This is a genomic window from Plantactinospora mayteni (assembly GCF_016862935.1).
Taxonomy (GTDB): Bacteria; Actinomycetota; Actinomycetes; order Mycobacteriales; family Micromonosporaceae; genus Plantactinospora; species Plantactinospora mayteni.
Genome location: NZ_BONX01000056.1, coordinates 32162 through 56591 on the forward strand (window position 1 = coordinate 32162; position 24430 = coordinate 56591).

Annotated in this window: 20 protein-coding genes and 2 pseudogenes; 14 read left to right on the forward strand and 8 right to left on the reverse strand. The window is 71.2% G+C overall.

The features are described from left to right. Positions 1 to 39 precede the first annotated feature (39 nt). The 6 genes from Pma05_RS35690 to Pma05_RS35715 all read right to left on the reverse strand — a co-directional run bounded on the left by Pma05_RS35690 (position 40) and on the right by Pma05_RS35715 (position 8185). On the reverse strand, positions 40 to 1083 hold the full coding sequence (locus tag Pma05_RS35690; protein ID WP_203861945.1) for a LacI family DNA-binding transcriptional regulator: 1044 nt from the start codon (positions 1081 to 1083) through the stop codon (positions 40 to 42). A gap of 22 nt (positions 1084 to 1105) precedes the next feature. After that, on the reverse strand, positions 1106 to 2980 hold the full coding sequence (locus tag Pma05_RS35695; RefSeq protein WP_203861946.1) for an MBL fold metallo-hydrolase: 1875 nt from the start codon (positions 2978 to 2980) through the stop codon (positions 1106 to 1108). A gap of 79 nt (positions 2981 to 3059) precedes the next feature. Then, positions 3060 to 4967, reverse strand: a complete 1908-nt coding sequence (locus tag Pma05_RS35700; protein ID WP_203861947.1) for a hypothetical protein — start codon at positions 4965 to 4967, stop codon at positions 3060 to 3062. 47 nt (positions 4968 to 5014) lie between these two features. After that, a complete protein-coding gene (locus Pma05_RS35705; RefSeq protein ID WP_203861948.1) occupies positions 5015 to 5722 on the reverse strand; it encodes an aspartate/glutamate racemase family protein in 708 nt (235 codons plus the stop codon). After that, on the reverse strand, positions 5719 to 6621 hold the full coding sequence (locus Pma05_RS35710; protein ID WP_203861949.1) for a hypothetical protein: 903 nt from the start codon (positions 6619 to 6621) through the stop codon (positions 5719 to 5721). The genes Pma05_RS35705 and Pma05_RS35710 overlap by 4 nt, the downstream gene beginning before the upstream one ends. Then, positions 6605 to 8185 carry an FGGY-family carbohydrate kinase gene (locus Pma05_RS35715; protein ID WP_203861950.1) on the reverse strand — a complete coding sequence of 527 codons (1581 nt, stop codon included), beginning with the start codon at positions 8183 to 8185 and terminating at the stop codon, positions 6605 to 6607. The genes Pma05_RS35710 and Pma05_RS35715 overlap by 17 nt, the downstream gene beginning before the upstream one ends. An 89-nt stretch (positions 8186 to 8274) precedes the next feature. Between Pma05_RS35715 and Pma05_RS35720 the strand changes: the two genes are divergently transcribed. The 4 genes from Pma05_RS35720 to Pma05_RS35735 all read left to right on the forward strand — a co-directional run bounded on the left by Pma05_RS35720 (position 8275) and on the right by Pma05_RS35735 (position 12507). After that, positions 8275 to 9138, forward strand: a complete 864-nt coding sequence (locus Pma05_RS35720) for a DeoR/GlpR family DNA-binding transcription regulator (RefSeq protein WP_203861951.1) — start codon at positions 8275 to 8277, stop codon at positions 9136 to 9138. After that, on the forward strand, positions 9135 to 10457 hold the full coding sequence (gene otnK / locus Pma05_RS35725) for a 3-oxo-tetronate kinase (protein WP_203861952.1): 1323 nt from the start codon (positions 9135 to 9137) through the stop codon (positions 10455 to 10457). The genes Pma05_RS35720 and otnK overlap by 4 nt, the downstream gene beginning before the upstream one ends. Positions 10458 to 10763: 306 nt before the next feature. After that, positions 10764 to 11492 (forward strand): response regulator transcription factor, encoded by a 729-nt coding sequence (locus tag Pma05_RS35730; protein ID WP_203861953.1) that lies wholly within the window; start codon positions 10764 to 10766, stop codon positions 11490 to 11492. Further along, positions 11485 to 12507 (forward strand): sensor histidine kinase, encoded by a 1023-nt coding sequence (locus Pma05_RS35735; protein WP_203861954.1) that lies wholly within the window; start codon positions 11485 to 11487, stop codon positions 12505 to 12507. Before Pma05_RS35730 ends, Pma05_RS35735 begins: the two co-directional genes overlap by 8 nt. A 24-nt stretch (positions 12508 to 12531) precedes the next feature. Here the strand turns inward: Pma05_RS35735 and Pma05_RS35740 are convergent, their stop codons facing one another. After that, on the reverse strand, positions 12532 to 13101 hold the full coding sequence (locus Pma05_RS35740; RefSeq protein WP_203861955.1) for a DM13 domain-containing protein: 570 nt from the start codon (positions 13099 to 13101) through the stop codon (positions 12532 to 12534). Between the two features lie 58 nt (positions 13102 to 13159). After that, entirely contained in the window at positions 13160 to 14188 is a 1029-nt protein-coding gene (locus Pma05_RS35745; RefSeq protein WP_203861956.1) for a LacI family DNA-binding transcriptional regulator, read from the reverse strand. Between the two features lie 113 nt (positions 14189 to 14301). On the opposite strand from Pma05_RS35745, the gene arfA reads away from it, so the two are divergent. From arfA to Pma05_RS43105, 10 genes and pseudogenes are all read left to right on the forward strand, one after another. Beyond that, positions 14302 to 15825: an arabinosylfuranosidase ArfA gene (gene arfA, locus Pma05_RS44365; protein WP_203861957.1), complete on the forward strand. Its 1524-nt coding sequence runs from the start codon at positions 14302 to 14304 to the stop codon at positions 15823 to 15825. 12 nt (positions 15826 to 15837) lie between these two features. Beyond that, positions 15838 to 17175 (forward strand): ABC transporter substrate-binding protein, encoded by a 1338-nt coding sequence (locus Pma05_RS35755; protein WP_203861958.1) that lies wholly within the window; start codon positions 15838 to 15840, stop codon positions 17173 to 17175. 6 nt (positions 17176 to 17181) lie between these two features. Beyond that, positions 17182 to 18138 carry a carbohydrate ABC transporter permease gene (locus tag Pma05_RS35760; RefSeq protein WP_203861959.1) on the forward strand — a complete coding sequence of 319 codons (957 nt, stop codon included), beginning with the start codon at positions 17182 to 17184 and terminating at the stop codon, positions 18136 to 18138. Then, positions 18138 to 18968 (forward strand): carbohydrate ABC transporter permease, encoded by an 831-nt coding sequence (locus Pma05_RS35765; protein ID WP_203861960.1) that lies wholly within the window; start codon positions 18138 to 18140, stop codon positions 18966 to 18968. Before Pma05_RS35760 ends, Pma05_RS35765 begins: the two co-directional genes overlap by 1 nt. Before the next feature lie 74 nt (positions 18969 to 19042). Next, positions 19043 to 19951, forward strand: a complete 909-nt coding sequence (locus tag Pma05_RS35770; RefSeq protein ID WP_239313809.1) for a glycoside hydrolase family 43 protein — start codon at positions 19043 to 19045, stop codon at positions 19949 to 19951. A 13-nt stretch (positions 19952 to 19964) separates the two neighbouring features. After that, positions 19965 to 21746: a family 43 glycosylhydrolase gene (locus tag Pma05_RS35775; protein ID WP_203861962.1), complete on the forward strand. Its 1782-nt coding sequence runs from the start codon at positions 19965 to 19967 to the stop codon at positions 21744 to 21746. 178 nt (positions 21747 to 21924) lie between these two features. Continuing rightward, positions 21925 to 22272: a DUF4190 domain-containing protein gene (locus tag Pma05_RS35780; RefSeq protein ID WP_203861963.1), complete on the forward strand. Its 348-nt coding sequence runs from the start codon at positions 21925 to 21927 to the stop codon at positions 22270 to 22272. A 179-nt stretch (positions 22273 to 22451) separates the two neighbouring features. Then, positions 22452 to 23729 carry a low temperature requirement protein A gene (locus Pma05_RS35785; protein ID WP_239313812.1) on the forward strand — a complete coding sequence of 426 codons (1278 nt, stop codon included), beginning with the start codon at positions 22452 to 22454 and terminating at the stop codon, positions 23727 to 23729. Between the two features lie 209 nt (positions 23730 to 23938). Further along, a pseudogene (locus Pma05_RS43635) lies at positions 23939 to 24088 on the forward strand (phosphodiester glycosidase family protein); the annotation flags it as partial. 154 nt (positions 24089 to 24242) lie between these two features. Then, a pseudogene (locus tag Pma05_RS43105) lies at positions 24243 to 24371 on the forward strand (IS3 family transposase); the annotation flags it as partial. Positions 24372 to 24430 lie beyond the last annotated feature (59 nt).

Here is a 24430-nt window from a genome sequence, read left to right on the forward strand (position 1 = left end):
AGGGGCTGTCTCGTGGATCTCGGTGGAGCGAGGCAGCCCCTAGGCCGGCGGGGGAGCCGTCGATCCGCGCGCGGCCACGGTGGCCGAGAGCAGGACGGTACGCACCGGCGCGTGCGGGGACTGGATGCGTTCGAACAGTTGGGAGATGGCAGCCTCGCCGAGCGCGACCGGGTCCTGGGCGACGGCGGTGACCCCGGGGCGGACCAGGCTCATCCACGAGACGTCGTCGAACGACACCAGGCTGAGCCGCTCGGGGATCGGCATGTTCAGCTCCGCCGCGGCACGCCAGACAGCCTCGGCCAGGACGTTGTTGGCCGCGAAGATCGCCGTCGGTGGCTCCGCCCGGCTGAGCAGCTTGTGTGCCTCGATCCGCGCCGCATCGACGTCCCAACCGGCGGTCACCACCAGCGAATCGTCCAGCGGGACACCGGCGGCGGCGAAGGCGCCCCGGTAGCCGGCCAGCCGGTCCCGACCGGTGGTCCAGTGCATCTCGTCGATCACCAGCGCGATGCGCCGGTGGCCGAGGTCCAGCAGTTGATGGATGACCCGGCGGGCCGCGTTCTCGTTGTCGACCACCACGGCGTCGCAGACGCCGACGGAGAACTGCCGGTCCACCTCCACCACCGGGATCTGTTGCCGGGCCAGATAGGTGCTGACCTCCGCCGACACGGGCGTCACGATGACACCGGCGACCCGAAGTGCGACGAACGCCTCGGCCGCCTCCACCTCCACCTCCGGCGAGCCGCCGTCGTCGGCCAGCATCATCGTGTACTGCCGCTTCCGCGCCTGCTGGCTGATGCCGGCGGCGAGCCCGGCGTAGAAGGGGTTGCTCAGGTCCGAGACCAGGACGCCGATCGACTGGCTGGCCTGCTGGCGTAGGTGGCGGGCGGTCGCGTCGGGCACGTAGCCGAGCCCGCGGGCGATCTCACGAACCCGGTCACGCACCGGCGGGGCCACGTAGCCGCGGCCGGTAAGTGCCCGGGACGCGGTGGAGCGGGACACCCCGGCCGCGTCGGCGACCTCCCGGATGGTCGCTCGGCGCGCCGGTTGGATCCCGTCGGGTGCCGGCATCCCACTCTTCATTCCGCCACCTGTCCAAGCTCCGTCATGTAGATCCGGTCGTCATCACATCCACCAGCGCCTCCGCGTGTTGCCCGAGGCGGAGGTCGCCGATGGTCACGTCCACCGCCAGCCTGGCCCGGCGCTGCGGCGGCCCGCCCACCGTCACCTCGATCTCGATCTCCTCCCGGCCGAGCGGGGGTAGCGAGATCGTCGTGACGTCCGGGACAGCGGTCCAGCCTACCGGCAGCACGAAGCGCAGCACCGCCATTATCGCGGTAGGCCGGGGATTGCCGACAGCGACGGTGAACCGCGTGACGTTGCCGGTCTCCGCCCGGGAGTAGTACGGCGCGATCCGGGCCAGTACGCCGTCGGCACCGAACTCGTACTCGTCGAGTGGCAGCAGCTCGTGGTGGATCCGGTCGAGTTCCTCCCCCTCGGTGGTGAGCAGGTCGAGGTAGTCGTCGGTGACCCACCTGGGCGCCCAGTGCCCGGAGATCATCAGGCCGGGGGCCACCCGCCGGTACAGTTCGGCGCTCGCCACGTAGTCACCGATGCGGAACCGGTTCCGGTACTGGTAGTTGAGGATCTCCCGGCGGTCGCCCGGAACGCCCATCCCGACCTGCTGGTCGCCGGTGACCAGCACCTTGACCCCATCGACCACGAACTCGTACGCGGCGGCGTACAGCGTGTGGCCGGGCAGGTCGTGGACCGTGATCTCGTACTCGTGCCAACGGAAGGTCTCGCCGAGCGGAAGTCGACGGTCCACCGGGATCGGGTCGTACCAGATGCACGGCAGATCCTCGACCAGCGGCGCCTCGAGAATCCCGGCCACGTGGGCCGGGGCCCATATCCGCGTGCCCTCCACCTCGCGCAGCAGGTTCATCCCGGCCACGTGGTCGTCATGGTAGTGGGTCGGCAGGGCCACCTCGATCGCCGTGACGCCGTGGTCGCGGCGCAGCGCCGGCAGCGAGGCCAGCCACGGGCGGCGGGACGCCCGGTCGTTGCCGGCCGGCAGGCCGGTGGTCATGTCGTAGCCGTAGTCGATCACGAGCGCCGCGCCCGTCTCCGACAACAGCACGTAGCTACAGGAGTTGGCGGTCCGGTTGAGCAGCAGGTGGTCGGTGAGCGGGGTGAACGGGTTGTCCAGGCGGTCCCGCAGGTCCCACGGGTACGGGCGCCGCGAGTCCACGTACCGGCTCATCCGCGAGGCGAGCAGTTCGAGGGCGTACCGAGGGTCGTCCATCGGCTCGCCGTGCGCCGGCAGCAACAGGTCCAGTTCACGTTCCACGAGCTGGTAGCAGCTCAGCACGGTCATCGCCGGACCCTCGTTCTCGGTGTAGGTCCACTGGGTGGAGGCGAGCGACCACACCTTGCCCGGTGCGTAGACGAGGTCGCCGGTGAAGGCCAGCCGGCGGCCGTCCCGCTCGACGAGGTAGCTGACGGAACCGGTGGTGTGCCCGGGGGTCGGCACCACCTCGACGGTCGTCCCCGCGTACGTCCGGCGGCGGTACTCCGGCACGACGTCGTGCACCGGCACGGACTCCAGCAACGAGAACCTGTCCTGCCGCAGGTTGTAGTCGTTGTAGAGGGTGCGGCTCTGCCACATCTCCTCGACGTCGCCGAACAGGTCCCGCTCCACCGGCGGCACGTGGATGCGGATGCCCTCCGCCGCGGCGCGCGGCAGCCCCTGCCCCTGGTCCCGATGGTGATGGGTCATCAGTACGTCGGTGATCCGGTCGACACCCATCTCGGCCAGGTGGTCGAGGACGATGCCGGAGCCGAAGTCGATGGCGAGCGCGGTCCGGACCGCCGGGTCGTCCTCCGCCGGCCGGGTCGGGGCGCACACGACGTACACGTTGCAGGTGTCGGTGATCCGGAAGATTCCCGGCGCAAGCTCCGACACGGGCGACTCCGTCATGTCGCGTATGGTACCGATCCCATGTCAGCGCCGGAAGGACGGCCGCTCTCACCATCACAAGCGGCAGGCTGGCAGGGACTTAGCCGACTGATAACGTTCCCACTGCTTGGTTCGAGGAGGACGACGTCGCGCCCCGCTCCGCCGACGCCGTCCGGCTCGCCCGGTAGTCCCGCCAGGTCGACGCGACCAGCGCCAGGTCGTGACCGGTCAACTCCTCCCCCGACTGGTCGATGCGGTCCGCGTAGTAGAGCGCGGGAACCCCGAGCCGGCTCTGCGTCATCACGTACGAGCGCCACTGCGCCACGTCCGCGATGGGCCACTGGTCGGTGTCGACGAGATGGCCGGGCAGGCTCGCCGCGACGACGGCGTGCCGGAAGGCGAGCTGGTCCACGGCCGGGACGATCGCGCCGCGCGGGTCGCGTTCGAGGATGTCGTTGAGCCGGATCATGTCGCAGACGTCCCCGAAGCCGGGGTGCGGGGTGTGGGTGACCACCAGGGCGTCCGGCTTGGCGGCTTTCGCCGCCTGGTACAACGTCGCCAGCATCCGGTGCAGCGCCGCGATTCCCCACGGCGCGTCCGGCGGGGCGCCGGGCCGGCGCAGCCCCCGCCCGGCCGGCGCGCGCTGGGTGAAGTCGACCTTGAAACCGTCCGCGTCCAGGCCGTCCGGACCGAGCAGCCGGGTGACGATGTCGGTCAGGTGACCGAGGTACCCGGGACTGCCCGGATCGGCGGCGACGGGTGTCCCGCCCGGGTCGGTCACGCACTCCGGCACCGGCAGGCCGGTCGGGTCCCACGCCTTCCACCACAGCAGGACGCGCTGGCCGGCGGCGTGCCGCTCGGCGATCCAGCCGCGCAGGTCCGGCCAGCGCTCGGGGTCCGGCTCGGCGGTGCCGTACGCCAGTTGCCAGCGGTCGTCGACGACCACCGTGCCGGGGACCACGCCGTGCTCGGCCAGCCGGCCCAGCCAGCCGTCGTACCGGTCCTGCCGGGCCAGGTCGAAGGCGACGGGCAGCACGTCCGGTACGACGGCCGGGCCGGGTTCCACCAGGTACCCCGAACGGGGCGTCGGCAGGTCCGGGACGCGCGCGGCGGCACACTGCGCCCCCCAGCCGCAGAAGATCGGCTCGGTCCACCAGTCGGCGGGAGTGGTGGCGGGCCCGGCCGGCGCGAAGCCGCGCTCCACCAGGTCCGCCCGGTACGCGGCCAGCCCGACCCAGGGATCGGCGGCCGGCCGCAGCACCAGCGTGGGGGTGACGAACTCCCCGCTCACCTCGGTGTGGCCGTCGTAGTCCAGTTCGAGCAGGAACCCGTCGTCCAGCGGGGCGTACCGCAGTTCGGTGAAGCGCAGGTCGTCGACGGCGGCCAGCAGACCGGCCGAGAGCCAGCCGCCGGCCGGTACGTGGGTGGCGTGCCCGGCCGGCTCGCGGCCGAACGCCAGGCACAGCGGCGGCGGGGAGAAGATCCCGTGCAGCCGTCCGGCGGACGCGTCGCCGACGATGCCGAGCGCCACACCGGCGGACGCGGCCCGGACCACCTGGATCGGCTCGGTCGGCGTCGGGTTGAACACCGAGGCGAACCCGACCGAGGAGCGGAACGTCCCACACGCCCCGGAGGACAGGAACGCCCGGCCGCCCAGCAGCCGTACCTCGCCGAGGGTGCCGGTGCCCTCGACCCGTGCCGTCACCTCGATCCGGTCCTCGAAACAGCGCAACAGCACCGACTTGGCCGACCAGGCGGTGCTCCGGCAGGCCACCTCTATCTCGACCACGTCCTCGCCGTCGCACCGGCCCGGGGACACCCGCGGTTCGCCGATGTCGTAAGACTCGTCCGGCAGGTCGGTGCGATCCACCGAGGCGAGCAGGCTCAACCGGGACCAGATCCGGCCGTCCGGGTCGGCGAGCGTCGCTGCGGGTTGCCCGCCGGGTAGCTGCAACAGGTAGCCGGCCGCCGTGACGGTGTGGCTGCCGGGCCCGTGGGTGAGTCGCATGGGGGTGTCTCCTCGATAAGGGGTCAGGCGCGGTCAGCCGTACGGGGTCACCGCAGGGGGCTTTCGGTGATGGCCCGCAGCAACGACGCCACGCCACCGGCCGGGGAACTGAGCACCGGAACCGGCACGTCGACGAGCGCCGCCGCGCGGGCCATCGACGCCTGGGCCAGCACGACCACGTCCGCACCGGCCGCGGCCCGCTCGACGGTCGCCGCGACCAGCGACTCCGCGTGTTCCCGGTCGCCCCGGTGGTGCGCCTCGGCCGCGCCCGCGACGAGTTCGGCGGCCACCTCGACCGAGCGGTGCGTGGCGGTCGTGGGCCGGTGTGCACTCGCGGCCCGCTCCACCAGCCGACCGGTCGGCCCGAGCGTCGAGGCGAGCGTGGCGAGCACCGCGATCCGGCCCCGCGCGCCGGGCCGGGTGGCGATCTCCGCCGCTTCGTCGGCCATCGTCGCGTCCACCCGGATCACCGGTACGCCGACCCGCTCGGCGGCTGCCTCCGTCGCCTCGCCGATCGAGGAGCAGGTGACCAGCACGGCGCTTGCCCCGGCCGATTCGAGGTACCGGACGTGGGCGAGCACGGCGTCCCGTACGGCCGGGGTGACGCCGTCGCGGCGCGCGGTGTCGAGTAGCCAGGCGTCGGCGAGGTGGATCCGCCGCAGGTCGGTGGCCGAGGTACGGACCAGGTCGTCGAAGGTGGCGGCCAGGGCCGGCACGGTGTGCAGCAGTCCGGCCGCCAGGGCCTGGCCGCTCATGCCTTCCGCCAGGGGGTCGCCTCGCGGTCGACCACGTCGACGAGCCGTTCGAGCCGGGGCACCGAGATCTCGGCGAGCGCCTGGTCCAGGTCCGGCCGGCCGACCACGTCGCTCCACAGCGCCCGGCCGGCCAGGAATCCGCTGGCACCGCCCTGGCACGCCGCGCGGACCGCGCCGAGGAAGTCGGCCCGGTCGACGCCCTGGGAGAGCACCACCCACGGCCCGGCGATGGCGGAGCCGAGGGCCTCGGACGCGCGCCGGAGTTCGGCCAGGGTGCCCTTGCCCCGGCGCGGCACCTGCGCCTTGTAGAGGCTCGGCCGGAGCGGGGAGAGTTCCCGGGCCGCATCGAGAATGGACTCGTCCTCGTCCCATCGGCCGGTCGCCCGCTCCTCCGGGGTGGGCCGGACGACCGGTTCGAGCACCGACAGCACCCCCCGTCCGGCGGCGAGCGCGACGAACCGGCGGGCCAGTTCGACGCGTTGCTCGCGGCGGGCGTCGCGGCGCCAGAGCAGCAACAGCTTGATCGCCCGTACGCCGGTGAGGTCGAACTCGGGCGCGGCGACGACCTCGTCCAGCCAGGTTTCCTCGACCGGCTGGCCGGGTTCCTGGGCCAAGCCGTCGGCCGCGAGGATCAGGCCGCAGTCGTCGGGCAGCATCCCGGCGCGGATCTGTTCAAATCCGAACGTTCGGTCGACGAGGAAGCCGGAGGCCCGGGGGCCGAGTGCGCGGGCGACGGCCGTCTTGAAGGCGATCATCCGGTCGTCGTCCGGCCGGCCCGCCCCGGCGTCGGCGAACATGGTGCGCAGGCTCTCCCGCTGGTCCATTGCCACCATCGCGAATCCGCCTGACGGGCGGGCGATGGCGTCGAGGGTCGGGGGAGGGCTACCCGTTTCGGTCACGTGATCTCTCCTCCTGGTCGGTCGCCTCGGCAGTGCTGGCCCCGGTGCCGGTCGCCGCCGCCACGAACCGGGCGAACGGCTGGTCGTAGTCGACGCCCGCACCCGCCACCGCCGGCCCGGGCCGCCAGTCCAGGGCCGGCACCACCGGCCCGACCCGGTGCGCCCGGACCGCGGCGACCAGGGCCGCACCCGCCGCCACCGGCTCGTCGGCCGGGACCACGCGCAGCGCGTCGGTGAGGACGTGTGCCTTGATCCGGACCCACGCCGGGTTGCCCGCGACCGCCCCGCCGAGCAGGGTCACCGTCCCCGGCCCGGTACGCCCGGCGAGCCGGGCCTGTTCACGCAGCATCCAGCGGGTCTGTAGGCAGAGCCCTTCGAGCATCGCCCGAGCGAGGTCGGCCGGGGTGTGCGCCGGTCGGCGCCCGAGTATCCGCAGTCGGGCGGCAGGGTCCGGCGCCGGCGCCTGCCGCCCGCGCAGGTAGGGGAGGACGATGACGTCGCTCGGACGATCGCCCGATTCGAGTACCCGGCCGAACAGTTCCGCCGCCGTCACACCGGCCGACTCGTGTGCCAGCCACCAGCCGACGGTGGCACCGGCACTGGACGACCCGGCGAGGATCGCCCGATGCCGACCGCTGACCGGTACGACGCTGCTCATCCCGGCGCGGGCCACCTCGATCGGGTCGGGGGCACCCGCGACGACGGAGAGCACCGCCTCGGCCGTACCGAGCGAGTCGGCGACGTCGCCGGGCTCCCGCACGCCCCCGGCGTACGCGCCGACGGGATGGTCGTGGCCGGCCACCACGACGGGTGTCCCGGCCCGCAGCCCGCAGGCGACGAAGTCGGGATCGCGTAGCGGGGCGGCGGCCCCGTCGGGGGGTACGACGGTGGGCAACTGCTCGGGGCGCAGCCCCACCTCGGCCAGCAGGTCCGCGTCGAAGCCGTCCGGCACCGGCCGGCCGGGATCGGGCAGGCGGTAGGCCATCGTCCGGCCGGCGAGCGTGTGGTCGGTGCAGAGGCGCCCGGTGAGTAGGTGGCAGACGAGGTCCGCTGCCCCTGCCCAGGCGGCCATCTCCGTCCACTGGTCCGGGCGGTTGGCGCGCAGCCAGGCCCAGGTGGCCAGCGGCACCTTCCCGGTCGGCCGTACGCCGGTGGCCGCGACCAGGTGGTCCCGGCCGAGCCGCCGGGACAGTTCGTCCGCCTCGGCCCCGGCCGGATGACTGTTCCAGCGCAACCACGGCCCGAGCGGTTCTCCGGACCGGCCGAGCGGCACGCCCGTCTCGGCCATCGAAGCGATGCCCACGGCGTCCGGCGCTGGCGCCCCGCGCAACACCTGCCGAAGCAGTGCGAGCAGCACCGGCTTGACCGCGTCCGGCTCGGGCGTGGGGGCCGAGGCGAGGGCGCGCACCCGTACGCCCGACTCGTCGACCGCGACCAGGGCGGCTTTGGTGTTGGTCGTCCCGAGGTCGATGCCGACGCTGAGGAAGGGCGCTCCGGCGCGGCCGGGCGGTTCGTCCGGCCGCCCGGGAGCGGTTGCGTCGGGCTGACGCGGGCCCCCATTCACCGAGCCATTGTGTTCGCTATCGAACGAACTGGTCAACCTCGAATGTTCAGAGATTGACAGATCGACGGCCTGGGGACTTTCATGGACGGGTGCGCTACACCCAGGCACCCGAGCGGCGCCGAGAGCTGCTGCGCCGGGTGGGCGAGATGGGCTATGTCTCCTCGACCGAAGCGGCGGCGGCGCTGGGTGTTTCGGAGATGACCATCCGCCGCGACCTCCGACAGCTTGCCGCCGAAGGGCTGGTGAACCGGGTCGCTGGCGGCGCGAGCATCCCGTCACCCACGGCCGGCCTGCCGTTCGAGCAGCGACGGGTGGCGGCGCCAGCGGAGAAGGCGGCGCTCGCCCGGGCCACCGTGCCGCTTGTCCGGTCCGAAGCGGTGGTCGCACTCGACGCCGGCACCACCGTCGCCGCCCTTGCCGCCCGGCTGCCCGGCGGTCACACCGTGGTGACGCACTCCGTCCCGGTGATCGTGACCTGTGCCGAACGGGAGGACATCGAGCTGATCGCCCTCGGCGGCAGCTACGATCCGCAGACCCGCTCCTTCACCGGTCCGGTCACCCGGCGAAACCTCGACGACCTCGCGGTGGACGTGGCCGTGCTGTCCGCCACGGCGGCGGGGCCGGGCGGTGCCTATTCCGCGAACGCCTCGGACGCCGACACCAAGCGGGCCATGGCGCGCATCGCCCGTCGCGTCATCCTGCTGCTCGACCACGGCAAGCTCGAGGCACGCGCCCCGATGCGGTTCCTGGACCTGGCGGCGGTGGACGCGGTCGTCACCGACGCGGGTGCGACCGCCGAGCAGGTGGCGATGCTGCGCGCGGCGTGCCGGCAGGTGGTGGTGGCACCGTTGACCACCCCGGCCCCGGTCTTGGCCACCCCGGCCCCGGCCCCGGCCCCGGCCCCGGCCGCCGTCGCTGGCGATCCGGCGATCGCCCCGGTGGGCGCCCGGTGACCGGTCCGTGGCTCGGCGCGGTGGCCGACGACCTCACCGGGGCGTGCGACCTGGCGGACGCGGTGAGCGAGCAGGGCGAGTCGGCCATCGTCGTGGTGGGAACTCCCGGCGGGCCGCCACCCGCCTGCGGATGTGCGGTCGTCGCGCTGAAGTCCCGTACCGCGCCGCGCGCCGAAGCCGTCGGTGATTCGCTCACCGCGGCGCGCTGGCTGGTCGAGGCCGGCTGCACCACGATCTACCAGAAGTACTGCTCGACGTTCGATTCCACCGACGAGGGCAACATCGGTCCCGTGGCCGACGCGTTGGTCCAGCTCGCCACCGCCGGCCGGGCAGGGCCGGCCGGCGGCGCCCCCAGTGTCGGCACACCAGCGACGCCACGGGTTGGTCGCACCCTCTACCAGGGGCAGCTCTTCGTCGGCCGTCAGCTCCTGTCGGAGTCCCCGCTGCGGGATCACCCACTCACCCCGATGCGCGACAGCGATCTCGTCCGGGTGCTCTCCCGGCAGACCCGGGCCACCGTCGCGCTCGTCGACTGGAACACGGTCGCCGCCGGTCCGGAGCGAATCCACGCCGCGATCGACGCCGCGCGTCGGACCGGCGCTGGCCACGTCCTCGTGGACGCCCTCACCGAGACGGACCTCGACAACCTGGCGACCGCGCTGCTGCGGGCACCCACCGGGGACGCCCCGCTCGTGGCGGGCGGTGCCGCCGGGTTGGCCGCCGCGCTGGCCCGGGTACGGGGCGGCGGCACGCCGAGCCCCGGACTCAACAGAGCCGCCGCACGAGCCGTTCCAGCGGTGCCGAACGGGCGGCGGCTGATCCTCTCCGGAAGCTGCTCGGCGAGGACCCGGGAACAGGTGGCCAGGTTCACCGGCCCGCTGGTCTCCCTCTCACCGGTGGACCTCGACGCCGACTTCGGGCAAACCGTCGACGCCGTACTCGCCGCCGTCGCCGAGGCGTACCGGACGACCGACGACCCCGTACTCGTGTCCTCCTCGGCCGATCCGGTGCTGGTCGCGCGCTACGATTCCCAGCTCGGTCCTGGACGGTCCGCGGAGCTTCTGGAGGCGGCGGCCGGCGAGATCGCCGCCCGGGCGATCGCCACGCTCGGGGTCCGCCGCCTGCTGACGGCGGGCGGGGAAACAGCCGGAGCGGTGGTACGCGCGCTCGGGCTCGGTGTGCTCCGGGTGGGACCGGCGGTCGGTCCCGGCCTGCCGTGGATGGTTCCCGACCCCGACCCGAAGCTGGCCATCCTGTTCAAATCGGGAAACTTCGGCGAACCAGACCTCTTCCACACGGCCTGGAAACTCGCCCCCTGAAGCCTCCGGCCACAACCGGCGGAAATTCCCGACCGGGCCATCTTGGGCGCGGTGCGCGCCAGCATGACGGTGCGCCGGTCCGGCGCGCACGATCGGCGGCAACGACCCTACCGAGGGTGCCTCCAGATATCGACACTCAGCAATGTTCGCCGGTGTTGCTTCTCGTGCCGTCGAATGGACGTTGCGGTGCGTGACAGAGGAGCGGGCGGTGCGCCGGCGTACCCGTCGCGCGGCTGCCGCAGCCGTAAGAGCCTCGCAAGATCTCGCCCCAGCGGCCGTGGTCCCTTGCGTGGCTACGCTGGCCCGATGGACGTGGACGGGCGGGAGCAGAGGCCGCAGGAGACGAAACGGGTCCTGGTGGTCGACGACGACCAGACCGTCAGCGACGTGATCTGCCGCTACCTGGAACACGACGGCTTCCAGGTCAACCACGTGGGCGACGGGGCGGCAGCCCTCACGGCCGTCGCGAGGCAGGCGCCGCATCTGGTCGTACTCGATCTGATGCTGCCCGGGGTCGACGGTCTACAGGTGTGCCGCGAGCTGCGGGCCCGACCGGACAGCGTACCGATCATCATGCTGACCGCACGTGGTGACGAGGCTGACCGGATCCTCGGCCTGCAACTCGGCGCGGACGACTACCTGACCAAGCCTTTCTCCCCTCGGGAACTGGTGCTGCGGGTCCGATCGGTGCTCCGCCGCGCCAGCGGTGAGCCGGCGCCCGGCCGGCCGGAGGTGCTCACCGACGGCGACCTGGCGGTACGGACGGATTCCCGGACCGCCCAGCTGTCCGGTACGGAGCTGGCGCTGACCCTGCGCGAGTTCGACCTGCTCGTCCACCTGATGCGGCATCCGTCCCGGGCCTTCACCCGGGCCGAACTGCTGGAACAGGTCTGGGGCTGGAACTTCGGCGACCACTCGACGGTGACAGTGCACGTACGCCGGCTCCGCGAGAAGATCGAGACGGACCCGGCCGCCCCGCGACGGATCGTCACGGTCTGGGGCGTCGGCTACCGGTACGAGCCGACCGATGCGTGACCTGGCGCTGATCTTCGCGATCGCCCTGGGAGTGGCGCTCGTCGTCGGGCTCGTCGGGGCACTGCTGCTGCGGATGCTCCGGCGCAGTTCGATCACCGTACACCTCTGCGTGCTGCTCACCACCACGGTGGTCGCGGTCGTCCTCGGGGTGGTGGCGGTCGCGGAGGCGATGTTCCTCTCCCCACACGACCTGGAGGTCGTGCTGATCACCGTCGGCGCGGCGGCCCTGGTCAGTCTCGGCGTCGGCGGGCACTTCGGCCGCCGGCTGGCCGCCGCCGCCATCTGGGCCGACCAGGCCCGCCAGCGGGAGCGACACCTGGAAAAGGGCCGCCGGGACCTTGTCGCCTGGGTTTCCCACGACCTGCGTACCCCGCTCGCCGGTCTGCGGGCGATGGCGGAGGCCCTGGAGGACGGGGTGGTCCGCGACCCGGAGACCGTCGGGGAGTACCACCGGCGGATCCGGCTGGAGACGGACCGGATGACCCGACTCGTCGACGACCTCTTCGAGTTGTCCCGGATCAACGCCGGGGCGCTGCGGCTGTCGATGGCCGCGGTGCCACTGCGCGAGGTGGTCTCCGACGCGCTGGCCAGCAGCGCGCCGCTGGCCGCCGCGCGGCGGATCCGCCTGGTCGCCGCCGAGTCCGGCTGGCCGACCGTTGCCGCGAGCGAACCGGAACTGGCCCGGGTCGTGGCCAACCTGCTGCTCAACGCGGTCCGCTACACCCCCGAGGACGGCACGGTACGGATCGAGGCCGGCCGCGAGCGGGATCACGCCTGGCTGTCCGTGGCCGACACCTGCGGCGGTATTCCTCCGGCCGACCTGCCCCGGCTCTTCGACATCGCGTTCCGGGGCGAACCGGCCCGTACCCCCGGCGCGGGCAACGGCAGCGGCGAGGCGTCCGGCGGGCTCGGACTGGCGATCGTGCACGGGCTCATCGAGGCGCACGGCGGCCGGGTCGAGGTGGCCAACACCACCGACGGCTGCCGGTTCGTGGTCCGGCTCCCCGCCGTCTGACGACGCGAGGCGGTAGCCACCGGTTCAGACGGTCTTCAGCTCCGCAGCGCCGAACGAGACGCTGAAGCGCTTGCACCAGACCGAAACGCTCCGGAAGTCCGCCGGATCGACGGAGGCGGGGAGGTCGTACACCTGATCGCCGCGGTTGCCCTTGAGCCGAGCCACCTCGAGCCACACGCCGTCGTCAAACACCCGCCACCCGGCCACTCCACTGACCACCGGCTGGTCGGTCAGCCATACCCGCAGGTCCGGCCCGTTGGACGTGTCGAGATCGCGTAGCACGAGCCGGTGCCGGCCGTCGGCGAGCCGGACGATCTGAGCCGTGCCGGTCGTCTTGTGTTCGTGGGTCACGAAGTCGCCAGCGGCCAGGACCTGGTTCCCGGTCGCCGCGGTGGCAGACGGACTGGACACCGGGCTGGCAGACGCGACACCGGTTGGCGTGGCAGACACCTCGATGACCGGTAGCGCGTCGTCGACACGCGTGTCGGTGAACAGTTTCCACGGCTGGAACCAGAAGAGGCCGAGAACCGCGACGATTCCGACCAGGACCACGGTGGCCCACGACACCGGCGACCGAAGTAACTTTGTCCACATCCGGCCAGGCTACGGCGTAGTCGTCGGCCGAATCGGGCCGTCACCCATTACGGAACTCTTACGGCCCGACGGGCTCGTCACGGTGCGGGCTGAGCGTCGTGCTCTCGCGGGGAATCAGCCGGTGCGGCACGGTCTGTTCGCGCGGTGGCGGATCGGTGGCTGTCAGCCGGGCGGCGAGTAGGTCGACGGCGATCCGTGCGAGATCGGCCTTGTCCGGCGCCACCGTCGTGAGCGTCGGCATGGAGAAGCGACCGTCCTCGATGTCGTCGAACCCGGCCACCGCGACGTCGTCCGGCACGCGCAGGCCGGCGTCGTGAAGCGCCCTCATCGCGCCCAGTGCCAGCGTGTCGTTGAAGCAGACCACGGCGTCGGGGCGGGCTCCCGTGGCCAGCAGGGCGCGCATCGCCTCGGCGCCGTCGGCCCGGTGCCAGGCCAGCGCCGGGGCGATCAGTGCCTCGTCGCGGGCGAGGCCGGCGGCGCGCAGCGCCTCGCTGTAGCCGGCCAGCCGCAGTCGGGCGGTGGCGGCTTCGGCCGTGTGCTGGGCGCCGATCGCGGCGATGCGCCGGCGCCCCAACCCCACGAGGTGCCCGGTGGCGTCGCGCGCGGCGGCCACGTTGTCGATCGCGACGTGGTCGGCCTGACCGTGGGCGACCCGTTCGCCGAGCAGGACCAGGGGAGTGGCTCCGGCGTCGAGGTCGGCGCCGGCCAGTGCCAGCGGGCTGAAGATGAGGCCGTCGATCATGTGGTCGCGGATGCCCGCCGCCACCAGCCGCTCCTGCTCCGGGTCACCGTTGGTCTGGTCGATCAGTACGGTCCAGTCGTGCCGCGCGGCGGCGCTGACCACGTGCTTGGCGAGTTCGGCGAAGTACGGGATGTCCAGCTCGGGCACGGCGAGCGCGATGATGCCGGTACGGCCGCGGCGCAGGTTGCGGGCGCTGATGTTGGGCCGGTAGTCGAGCGCGGCGATGGCCTCCAGGACGCGGGCGCGGGTGTCGGGTCGCACGTGGATGTACCCGTTGACGACGTTCGAGACGGTCTTCACCGAGACCCCGGCCAGTTCGGCGACGTCCTTGAGCCTGTGCCGCACGGCCGTACCCTCTCTCCCCGACGTTACGAATCGCACCCTACCGCGTTCCGAGATCTTTACAACGTTGCCTACAACGTTGTAAAAAGCTAGCAAGATCGACGGGAAGGGTTGGTGTGGACGCGGCACAGTTGAGCGTAGATCCGGCATTTCGGATTGGGCCGGTCAGCCGGCGCCTGTTCGGATCGTTCGTCGAGCACATGGGTCGGTGCGTCTACGGCGGGGTGTACGAGCCAGCGCACCCCACCGCCGACGAGCACGGCCTGCGGCGCGACGTCCTCGACCTCACCCGTGAGCTGGGCGTGTCGGTGGTGCGGTACCCGGGCGGCAACTTCGTCTCCGGATACCGCTGGGAGGACGGCGTGGGTCCGGTCGCCGACCGGCCGCGCCGACTCGACCTGGCCTGGAAGACCATCGAGACGAACGCGTTCGGGCTCGACGAGTTCATGCGCTGGGCCCGCGCCGCCGGCGTCGAGCCGATGATGGCGGTCAACCTCGGCACGCGGGGTGTGCAGGAGGCGTGCGACCTACTCGAGTACGCGAACCACCCGGGCGGCACGCACTTCTCGGACCTGCGCCGCAGGCACGGCGCCGAGGAGCCGTACGGCATCCGGCTGTGGTGCCTGGGCAACGAACTCGACGGCCCCTGGCAGGTCGGGCACAAGACGGCCGACGAGTACGGCCGGCTGGCCGCCGAGACGGCAAGCGCCATGAAGATGATCGACCCCTCGGTCAGCCTCGTCGCGTGCGGCAGCTCCAACCGGGGGATGCCCACGTTCGCCGCGTGGGAGGCCACCGTCCTGGAACACACCTACGAACACGTCGACTACATCTCCGCGCACACCTACTACGACCCGTCCGACGGCGACCGGCCCAGCATCCTCGCCTCCGCCGTCGACATGGACGCGTTCATCCGCGAGGTCGTCGCCACCGCCGACCACGTCGCGGCCAAACAGCGGCACAAGCGCCGCCTCATGGTGTCGTTCGACGAGTGGAACGTCTGGTACCAGCAGCGCCTGCGAGCCGACCTGGACCGGCGTGGCTGGGTCGAGGCGCCGGCACTGATCGAGGACACCTTCACCGCGACCGACGCGGTCGTGGTCGGCGACCTGTTGATCACGTTGCTGCGCCACGCCGACCGGGTCGGCGTGGCGTGCCAGGCCCAGTTGGCCAACGTCATCGCGCCGATCCGCACCATCGACGGCGGGCCGGCGTGGCGGCAGAGCATCTTCCACCCGTTCGCGCTCACCGCGCGGTACGCCCGCGGCACGGTGCTGCGCACCGAACCGATCGGGCCCTCGCACGACACCGCCCGCCACGGAGAGGTGTCCTCGGTGGACACCGTTGCCGTACACGACGAGGAGACCGGAGGGCTCGTCGTCTTCGCGGTCAACCGCGGCGGCACGGACATCCGGCTCGACATCGACCTGCGCGGCCTGCCGGGCCTGGCCGGCGCGGAGCACCTCGCTATCGACGCCGGCACCGAACCCGACGCCGTGAACACCGCGGACGACCCGGACCGGGTCGTGCCGCACCCGCGGGAGCGACCCTCGGTCGACGCCGGGCGGTCCGCCGTCCGGCTCGCGTCAGCCTCCTGGAATCTCATCCGCTATCACCTTTCCACCTCCGAAACTCCCTGAAGGAGGGTCCCCATGACTGTCCAGCGCGCCGAGCTCAGCCGTCGTCGGCTGCTCGGTTTGGGCCTCGGCGTCGGAGCCGCCGCCACCCTGGGTCTCGCCGGTTGCGGCAACGACGACGAGCAGGGCGGCGCCGCATCCGGCAACGGCGGCAAGACATATGACGGCCCGAAGGTCTCCCTGAACCTGTGGAACGGGTTCACCGGCGGCGACGGCGACATCTTCAAGAAGCTTGTCGACCAGTTCAACGGCGAGCACGCCAACATCGCGATCACCGTCGCCACGTACCGATGGGAGGACTACTACGCCAAGCTGCCCGGCGCGGTGACCAGTGGCAACGGCCCCGATATCGCGGTCATGCACATGGACCAGCTGGCGACGTTCGCCGCTCGCAAGGTGATCCAGCCGGTCGACGACGTCGCGTCGGCCCTCGGCCTGACCGAGGCCGACTTCGCTCCGACGGTGTGGAAGGGCGGCCTCTACCAGGACAAGCGGTACGGCATCCCGCTGGACATGCACCCGGTGGGCTTCTACTACAACAAGACGCTGCTGGAGCGCGCCGGCCTGGACCCGGCCAAGCCGCCGACGGACCGATCCGAGCTGGAAGAGGCGCTGGCCGCCCTGAAGGGCAAGGGAATCCAGGGCTTCTGGATGAGCCCGTTCCAGTTCACCGGCGGCATGACCGGATACTCGCTGGTGTACCAGTTCGGTGGCTCGCTCTACAACGCGGACGCCACCAGGGCGACGTTCAACTCGCCGGAGGCGGTGGAGGCGGTCACCTGGTGCGTAGAGCTGGTCACCGACGGGCACTCGCCGGCCAACGTCGGCCAGGACGCCGACTACCTCGCGCTCAAGAGCGGCAAGAACGCCTTCAACGTGAACGGGATCTGGCAGGTCAACGATCTGAAGAAGAGCCCGGAGGTCCAGTGGGGCGTGGCGGCGATGCCGCAGATCGGGTCGAAGAAGTCGGTCTGGGCCAACTCGCACAACTTCACCATCGTCCAGCAGCCGCGCGGCGTCGACGCCAACAAGGTCGCCGGCGCGAAGGTGTTCGTCAACTGGCTCAGCCAGCACTCGCTGGACTGGGCCGCCGGTGGCCAGGTGCCGGCACGTCGTTCGGTGCTGGACGACCCGAAGTTCGCCGAGCTGACTGAGGTCAACACGCTGGCCACCGAGCTCCCGGACGCCGCGTTCCCGCCGGCCGCACCGGGTATCGGCGACGTGACGAACCTGTTCTACGTCGCCTTCAACGAGGCCGTGCTCGGCAAGAAGTCACCGAAGCAGGCGCTGGACGACGGCGTCGCCAAGGCCGACAAGCTCCTGGAGGACAACCGCAAGAAGTACGGGAGCTGACAGACGATGGCCGCGCCAACTGTGGCCGAACCGACCGTGACGGAGGCGGCGCGGGTCGACGCGTCGCCCCCGGCAGCCCGGGTCATGCACGGCCGGGCGACCCCCTACCTGTTCCTGCTGCCGTACCTGCTCATCTTCGGGGTCTTCGGCCTGTTGCCGATCGCGCTGGGGGTGTGGCTCAGCCTGCACCAGTGGGACTTCCAGCTGCCGAACAAGCCGTTCGTCGGCCTGGACAACTACGCGGACCTGTTCTCTGCCGACTCGCTGGTGTACGGCGACTGGTGGGAGAGCGTCCGGGCAACCGCGACCTTCACGGTCGCGTCGGTGCCGCTGCTGGTCGTGCTGCCGCTCGGCATGGCGCTCCTGCTCAACCGGTCGTTCCCGGGACGAACGTTCTTCCGCGCCATCTACTTCGCCCCGTACGTGCTCGGCGTGGCGGTCATCGGCCTGCTGTGGCGGTTCCTGCTCGACGCCAACCTCGGCTTCGTCAACCACCTCCTCGGCCTGGTCGGCCTGCCGTCGGACACCCCGTGGGTGACGGCCACGCCGTGGGCGTGGGTGTCCCTGGTGGGCGTCACGGTGTGGTGGACCTGCGGCTTCAACGCCGTCATCTACCTCGCCGGGCTCCAGGACATCCCGGCGGAGCTCTACGAGGCGGCCACAATGGACGGCGCGAGCACCTGGGACAAGTTTCGCAACGTGACCCTGCCGGGACTACGGCCGGTGCTGCTGTTCGTCGTCACCACGACGATCCTGGCCTCGGCCAACATGTTCGGCCAGTCCTACCTCATCACCCAGGGCGCGCCGGGCAACGAGACCCGCACGGTCGTGTCGTACATCGTCGAGCGGGGCCTCGCGCAGAACGACGCCGGCCGGGCAGCCGCGATGAGCATCACGCTGACGCTGATGCTGGTCGTCGTCAGCGTGGCCAACTTCCGGATCTTCCGGTACCAGGAGGACTGATGAGGAACGCAAGGAGCCAGATCCCGCGCTACCTCGTCCTGGTCGTCCTCGCGGCCGTGTTCGTCGTCCCGCTGGTCTGGATGGTGCTCACCTCGGTGAAGAGCTACTCCGCGGCGCAGCAGAGCCCGCCCAGCTGGCTGCCGGACCCGGTCTCCACCTACGGCTACGACCGGCTCTTCCAGCCCGGCTCGCAGAACCCGGTGCTGCTGTGGTTCGTCAACAGCATGGCCGCCGCGACCCTGCACGCCGCGCTGGTACTGGTGACGGCGTCGACGGCCGCGTACGCGTTGGCCCGGATGCGCTTCGCCGGCCGGCGACTGGTCTTCGCCATGATCGTCGCGACGCTGTTCGTACCGCCCGCCACGCTCATCATCCCGAACTTCCTTGTCGCCGACACCCTGGACTGGTTGGACACCCTGGCCGTGGTGGTGGTGCCCAGCGCCGCCAGCGCGTTCGGCGTGTTCTTCCTGCGGCAGTTCTTCCTGACGCTGCCACGCGAACTCGAGGAGGCCGCGATCCTCGACGGGGCCAACCAGTGGCAGGTGTTCCTGCGGGTGGTGCTGCCGCTGTCCAAGCCCGCCCTGGCCACGCTCACGGTGCTGTCGTTCCTGAGCAACTGGAACGACTTCCTGTGGCCGATCTACGTGTTGTTCAGCGCCGACCGGCTCACGCTGCCGGCCGGGCTGGGCCTGTTGCAGGGCGTCTACATCGCCGACTACCCGGTCATCATGGCCGGTGCCGTGCTGGCCAGCGTTCCCGCGCTGGTGCTGTTCGTGCTGGCCCAGCGGTACGTCATCGAAGGCGTCTCGCGCAGCGGGTTGAAGGGGTGAGCCGTGCATTGGCCGCAGTTGTCCTCGCCGTCCTCCTGTCCAGTGGGTGTGGGCCGTCCGGCAAGGCCCCCACGGTGAGCACCTTCACCAACCCGGTGTACGCCGGCGACGCGCCCGATCCGCAGGCATTCCGGGTCGGCGACACGTGGTACCTGGTACACACCAACGCCGGTGGGCGCAACGTACCGGTACTGACCTCACCCGACCTGGTCACCTGGACGCCCGCCGGCGACGCGCTGCCAGCACTGCCGGCCTGGGCCGACCCGGGCAGGACGTGGGCGCCCGAGGTGATCGCGCTCGCCGCCGACCGGTACGTGATGTACCCGACCGTCGCCGACCGTGCCTCTGGTCGGCAGTGCGTCGCGGTCGCGGTCGCCTCGCGGCCGGCCGGCCCGTACACCGGCCACGGCACCGGGCCGCTGATCTGCCAGGCCGACCTGGGTGGCTCCATCGACGCCAGCCCGTTCCGGGACACCGACGGATCGCTGTACCTGCTGTGGAAGAACGACGGCAACGCGATCGGCGTCGACACCTGGCTGTGGGCGCAGCGCCTGTCCGCCGACGGGCTGAGCCTCACCGGTGAGCCGGTGCGGCTGCTCAAGCAGACCGAGCCGTGGGAGGGGCGGGTCGTCGAGGGCCCGTTCCTCTGGCGGCAGGACGGCCGGCTGTACCTGTTCTACGCGGCCAACGCCTACGACAGGGCCGAGTACGCGGAGGGCTACGCCGTCTGCGAGACGCCGCTCGGCCCGTGTGTCAAAGCGGCGGAGAACCCGATCCTCAGGTCCGGCGACGGAGCCTCCGGCCCGGGACACGCCTCGGTGGTCGAGCACGACGGGCGAACCTGGCTGCTGTACCACGCCTGGCCCGAAGGTGCCGAGGGCGCGGTCGACCCCGGCCGCAGACTCTGGCTCGACGAAGTGACCTGGTCCGACGGCCGGCCGGCCGTCAACGGACCGACCGCAGGCCCGCAACGCCGTCCGTGACCGAGGAGCGCTCATGAAACCGTCCCGCCGGATCGCCGTCGTCGCTACCGCTACCGCTGCCGTTGCCGCGACGCTCACTGTGCCCAGCGCCGGCGTAGCGCCGCCGGCGAACGCCCACCCGGGGCAACCGGCGAACCAGCCCGCCAGCTATGTCAACCCGGTCTCCGCCCCCGCGGCGGACACGCTCGCCGATCCGGCCGTGATCCGCGGCGGCGACGGATCCTGGTACGCCTTCGGCACCAGCGACCCGCTCAAGGCCGGCGAGACCGCCCACCGGCCCATCCCGATCCTCCGCTCGGACGACCTCGTGAGCTGGACGTACGCCGGTGACGCGGTCACGAGCCGACCAGCGTGGGCCACGCCCACCGCTGGCCTGTGGGCGCCGGACATCCGGCGAATCGGCGACCGGTACGTCCTCTACTACACGGTCACCGACACCACGCTCAACCCCGGCGACGACTCGGCGATCGGCGTCGCGACCGCGCCCACACCGCTCGGACCGTGGACCGACAGCGGCGGGCCTGTCGTCGGACCGCGACCCGCACCGGGCGGCGGCTTCCTGTGGACGTTCGACCCGGCCCACCTCGTCGACGCCGAGGGCCGGCAGTGGCTCTACTACGGCTCCTACTTCGGCGGCATCTTCACCGTGCCGCTCACGGCCGACGGGCTACGGACCGCCGGTACGCCCACCCAGGTCACGATCGACAACCGCTACGAGGGTGCGTACGTCGTCCGCCGTGCCGGCTGGTACTACCTCTTCGGGTCGGCGGCCAACTGCTGCGCCGGTCCGACCACCGGATACAGCGTGTTCGCGGGCCGCTCCCGCAACCCCGCCGGTCCGTTCCTGGACCGGGCCGGGGTGTCGCTGCTCACCTCGCGGGTCGGCGGCACCCCGGTGATCCAGCCCAACGGCAACCGCTGGATCGGCACCGGGCACAACGCGGTCGTCACCGATCTCGCGGGTCAGGACTGGCTCGTCTACCACGCTATCGACCGCAACGTGCCGTACCTCAACGAGCCGTACGGCATCAACCGCCGACCGATGCTCATCGACCGGCTCGACTGGGCGCACGGCTGGCCGACCGTCCGCAACGGACGGTGGGCCTCCGACACGCCGCAGCCCGCGCCCGTCACGCGCCGCCACCAGGGTAGCGGCGGTACGGAGCCGCCGGCGCGCGATCCGCGTCAGGGCCAGCCGATCCGGTCGGCGTCCGACGAGTTCGGCGGTACGACGCTCGGCCCTGCCTGGAGCTGGGTCCGGCGGGATCCGAACGCAACGGTCGGCGGCGGCGCGCTGCGGTGGCCGACGCAGGCCGCCGACCTGGTCGGCACCGGCAACACCGCCTCGGTTCTGGTCCGCGACGCGCCGGCCGGCGACTACATCGTCGAGACCAAGCTCAGCATCGACCTGGGCGTCGACACGGTGCGAAACTTCCAGCAGGCCGGCCTGATCGTGTACGCCGGCGACGACGACTTCGCCCGGCTGAGCCACGTCGCCATCTGGAACACCCGCCAGATCGAGTTCGGCCGCGAGATCCCATACGCCGGACGGCTTTCGTACGGCGGCATGGTCGAAGGCCCGCCCGCCGACACGACCTGGCTGCGCCTCGCACACACCGAGGTCGGGGGCGAGCACCGGTACCGGGCCGGCTACAGCCGCGACGGCCAGCACTGGACGTGGGGCGGGACATGGACTCTCGGCGCCGGTACGACGCCTCGGATCGGGCTGATCTCGCACGGCGGCGACGATCCACAAGCGACGGCGGTGTTCGACTACTTCCGCGCGTACCGCTGACCCGCGGACGCGGAGACGCCGGTGGGCAGGACTCTCGTCCTGACCCCTGTCATCCCAGCTTGTGCCTGTTGAATCCGGAGACTCCGCACCCACCGGGGCCTTGCTGCTACCTTCTCGGCTCGCCGAAGACGCCCGCTACCCATGATGAAAATGGCTCAAAAGATCTAAACTGATTAACGTGACCCATCCCAGTCCAGAGTCGACGCCGGCCGCACACCGGGAGCGGCGTACCTCTGCCGCCGCTACCACCAGCCTGATCTTCGCCATTTTTGGCGTGGTGGGGGGCTGCCTGATCTGCGGGCTGCCCCCGATCATCGCCATCATTACCGGACATATCGGCGTCGCTCGTACCCGTCAAGGCGAGCTCAAAGGGCATGGGATGGCTCTCGCCGGTCTGATCATGGGCTACGTGTTGATACTCCCCACCGCCGTGATTGCCCTGGCAATCGTCGTCAACCCGGCGAGTGTGACGGATATCTTGGAGGGCTTCCGACATTTCTTCGAGAATCTGGTGGCCCGCATCTGAGGGGTATGAGATTGAGCCATTTCGGGCACCCGCCCGTAAGCACGGCGCTTGATCATTCCTCGCATGTTCGGATCTTGACAAACCACCTATCCACCGGAACGCGCACAGCACACGCTGGGCGCGGCGGCAGCCCTCTCCGGCGATCAGGCCCTTCAGCCATCGGGAGGTGCGTCTTACCCGTGGGCGGCGCGGCGACGTGGTACGACTGCTTCAGCGACAAGCCGATGAAGCGGGGCGGGCCGGTGACGACGAACAGAGTGGCCAATCTGCTGCGCAAGCGTGGGAGTCCGCAGCGGCCGACCTTCCTGGAACTGTTCTTCGATCTGGTGTACGTCTTCGCGCTCACCCGGATCGTAGCCGAGTTGGTGCTGGACTACACCAGCGGCCACGTCGCCGAGACGTTGACCACTACCCTTTCGGAAACCGGCGAGACTCTGCTGCTGTTCCTGGCCATGTGGTGGATCTGGACCCAGACGGCGTGGATGACCAGCCGATTCGACCCGTTCCAGCCGGCGATCCAGTTCGTTGTCCTCACGACGATGCTCGGGAGCCTGTTCCTGGGGGTCGCGATATCCGGGGCTCTCGCCGAGACCGGCCTGCTCTTCGCGAGCACGTACGTTGCGATCCAGTTGGGCCGCACCCTTTTCTTCGTAGTCACCCTGCGGGGCCACGATCTGCGCCATGTCAACATGCGGGCGCTCGTCTGGTTCGGCGCATCGGCCGTACCGTGGCTCACCGGAGCTTTCGCACCAGAGTTGACACGCAATTTGCTGTGGCTGCTGGCTCTGGCGATCGACTACCTGGGGGGCACACTCGGCTGGCCGGTACCGCGGCTGGGGCGCCCGCACGTATCCCCGTGGGCCGTCGCGGGCGACCACCTGGCCGAACGCTACTGGCTCCTCGCCATCGTCGCGCTTGGTGAGACGATCCTGACCGCCGGATCGACTCTTCTACACGGCCCGATCGTGGCTCAACGAATATCGGCCCTTGTCCTGTCGTTCGTCACCACGGTGTTGCTGTGGCGGATCTACTTCTACCGAGCCGGCCAGATCTTGGGCGAGGCCATCGCGGCATCCGCCGATCCCGGCCGACTCGGTCGGTCAGCCGAACTCTCCCACCTGCTCATGGTGGCCGGCATCCTCCTTACCTCAGCCGGTTCCGAACTCGTCCTCAACGATCCATCCGGGCACGCCAAACCAGCCTGGGTCGGCGCCATCCTCGGCGGGCCCGCCCTTTACCTCGCCGGGCGCGCAGTATTCGAGCACGTGGCCTTTGCTCGCGTGTCTCGGCCACGACCGATCGGGATCCTCGTCCTGGCGGCCATCGCACCGGTGATGGTCGGCCTGCCGCCACTCGGGGTCGCCGCAGCCGCTGCCGCCGTCCTGCTCGGTGTCGCCGTCTCGGACGCGATCCGAGCCCACGGACGCCCACTGGAGCGGGCCTCGCCGCCCCGCTGACGCATGCCCGTTACCCCGCCGGATCAGAGTCGATCTAACGATCTCGTGCATGGTCGCGGGTCCTTGGGCATCGGTGACCGTCGCTTCGGTCAGTTCTGTGGCGAGGTCCGCCCCGGCTCGGTGCAGGACGTCACCCAGGCCCGTACCGCCGGGCTCGTCGACCTCCTCCTCCACACGCCGCTCGGCGTGTCGGCATTACGTAGGTCGAGCTGGCCAACTGTCTGAAGTCGCTCGGTGCCGACGAGGCACTCGACCTCGACGGCGGCGGATCCAGCACCCTGGTGGCCCGGTTGCCCGGCTCCTCCTCGCTCTCGGTCCGCGACACTCCCTCCGACGGCACCCAGCGTGCCGTGCCGAACGGGATCGGCTTCGTCTCCACCGCCCAGCCCCGCACGTGCCTGACCGCGAACCTGAACGTCACCGCGTACCCGGCGCTGTCCTCGGGTGCCACCGGTGCCGCGGTCACCGCCGTGCAGTGCCTGCTCAACAACGTCGGGTTCGACCCCAGGCACCACGTCGTTCCGGTTCACCACCCACCTGCTCGATGCCGGTATCGACGCCTCGATCGGCAGCGTCGGTGACGCCCTGGACAACGCGCTGATGGAGTCCACCATCGGCCTCTACAAGACCGAGCTGATCGAGCTACGGCTGGAGTATTGACCAGCGCAGACGGCATTCTCGACACCCGCAGGGTCGCGGTT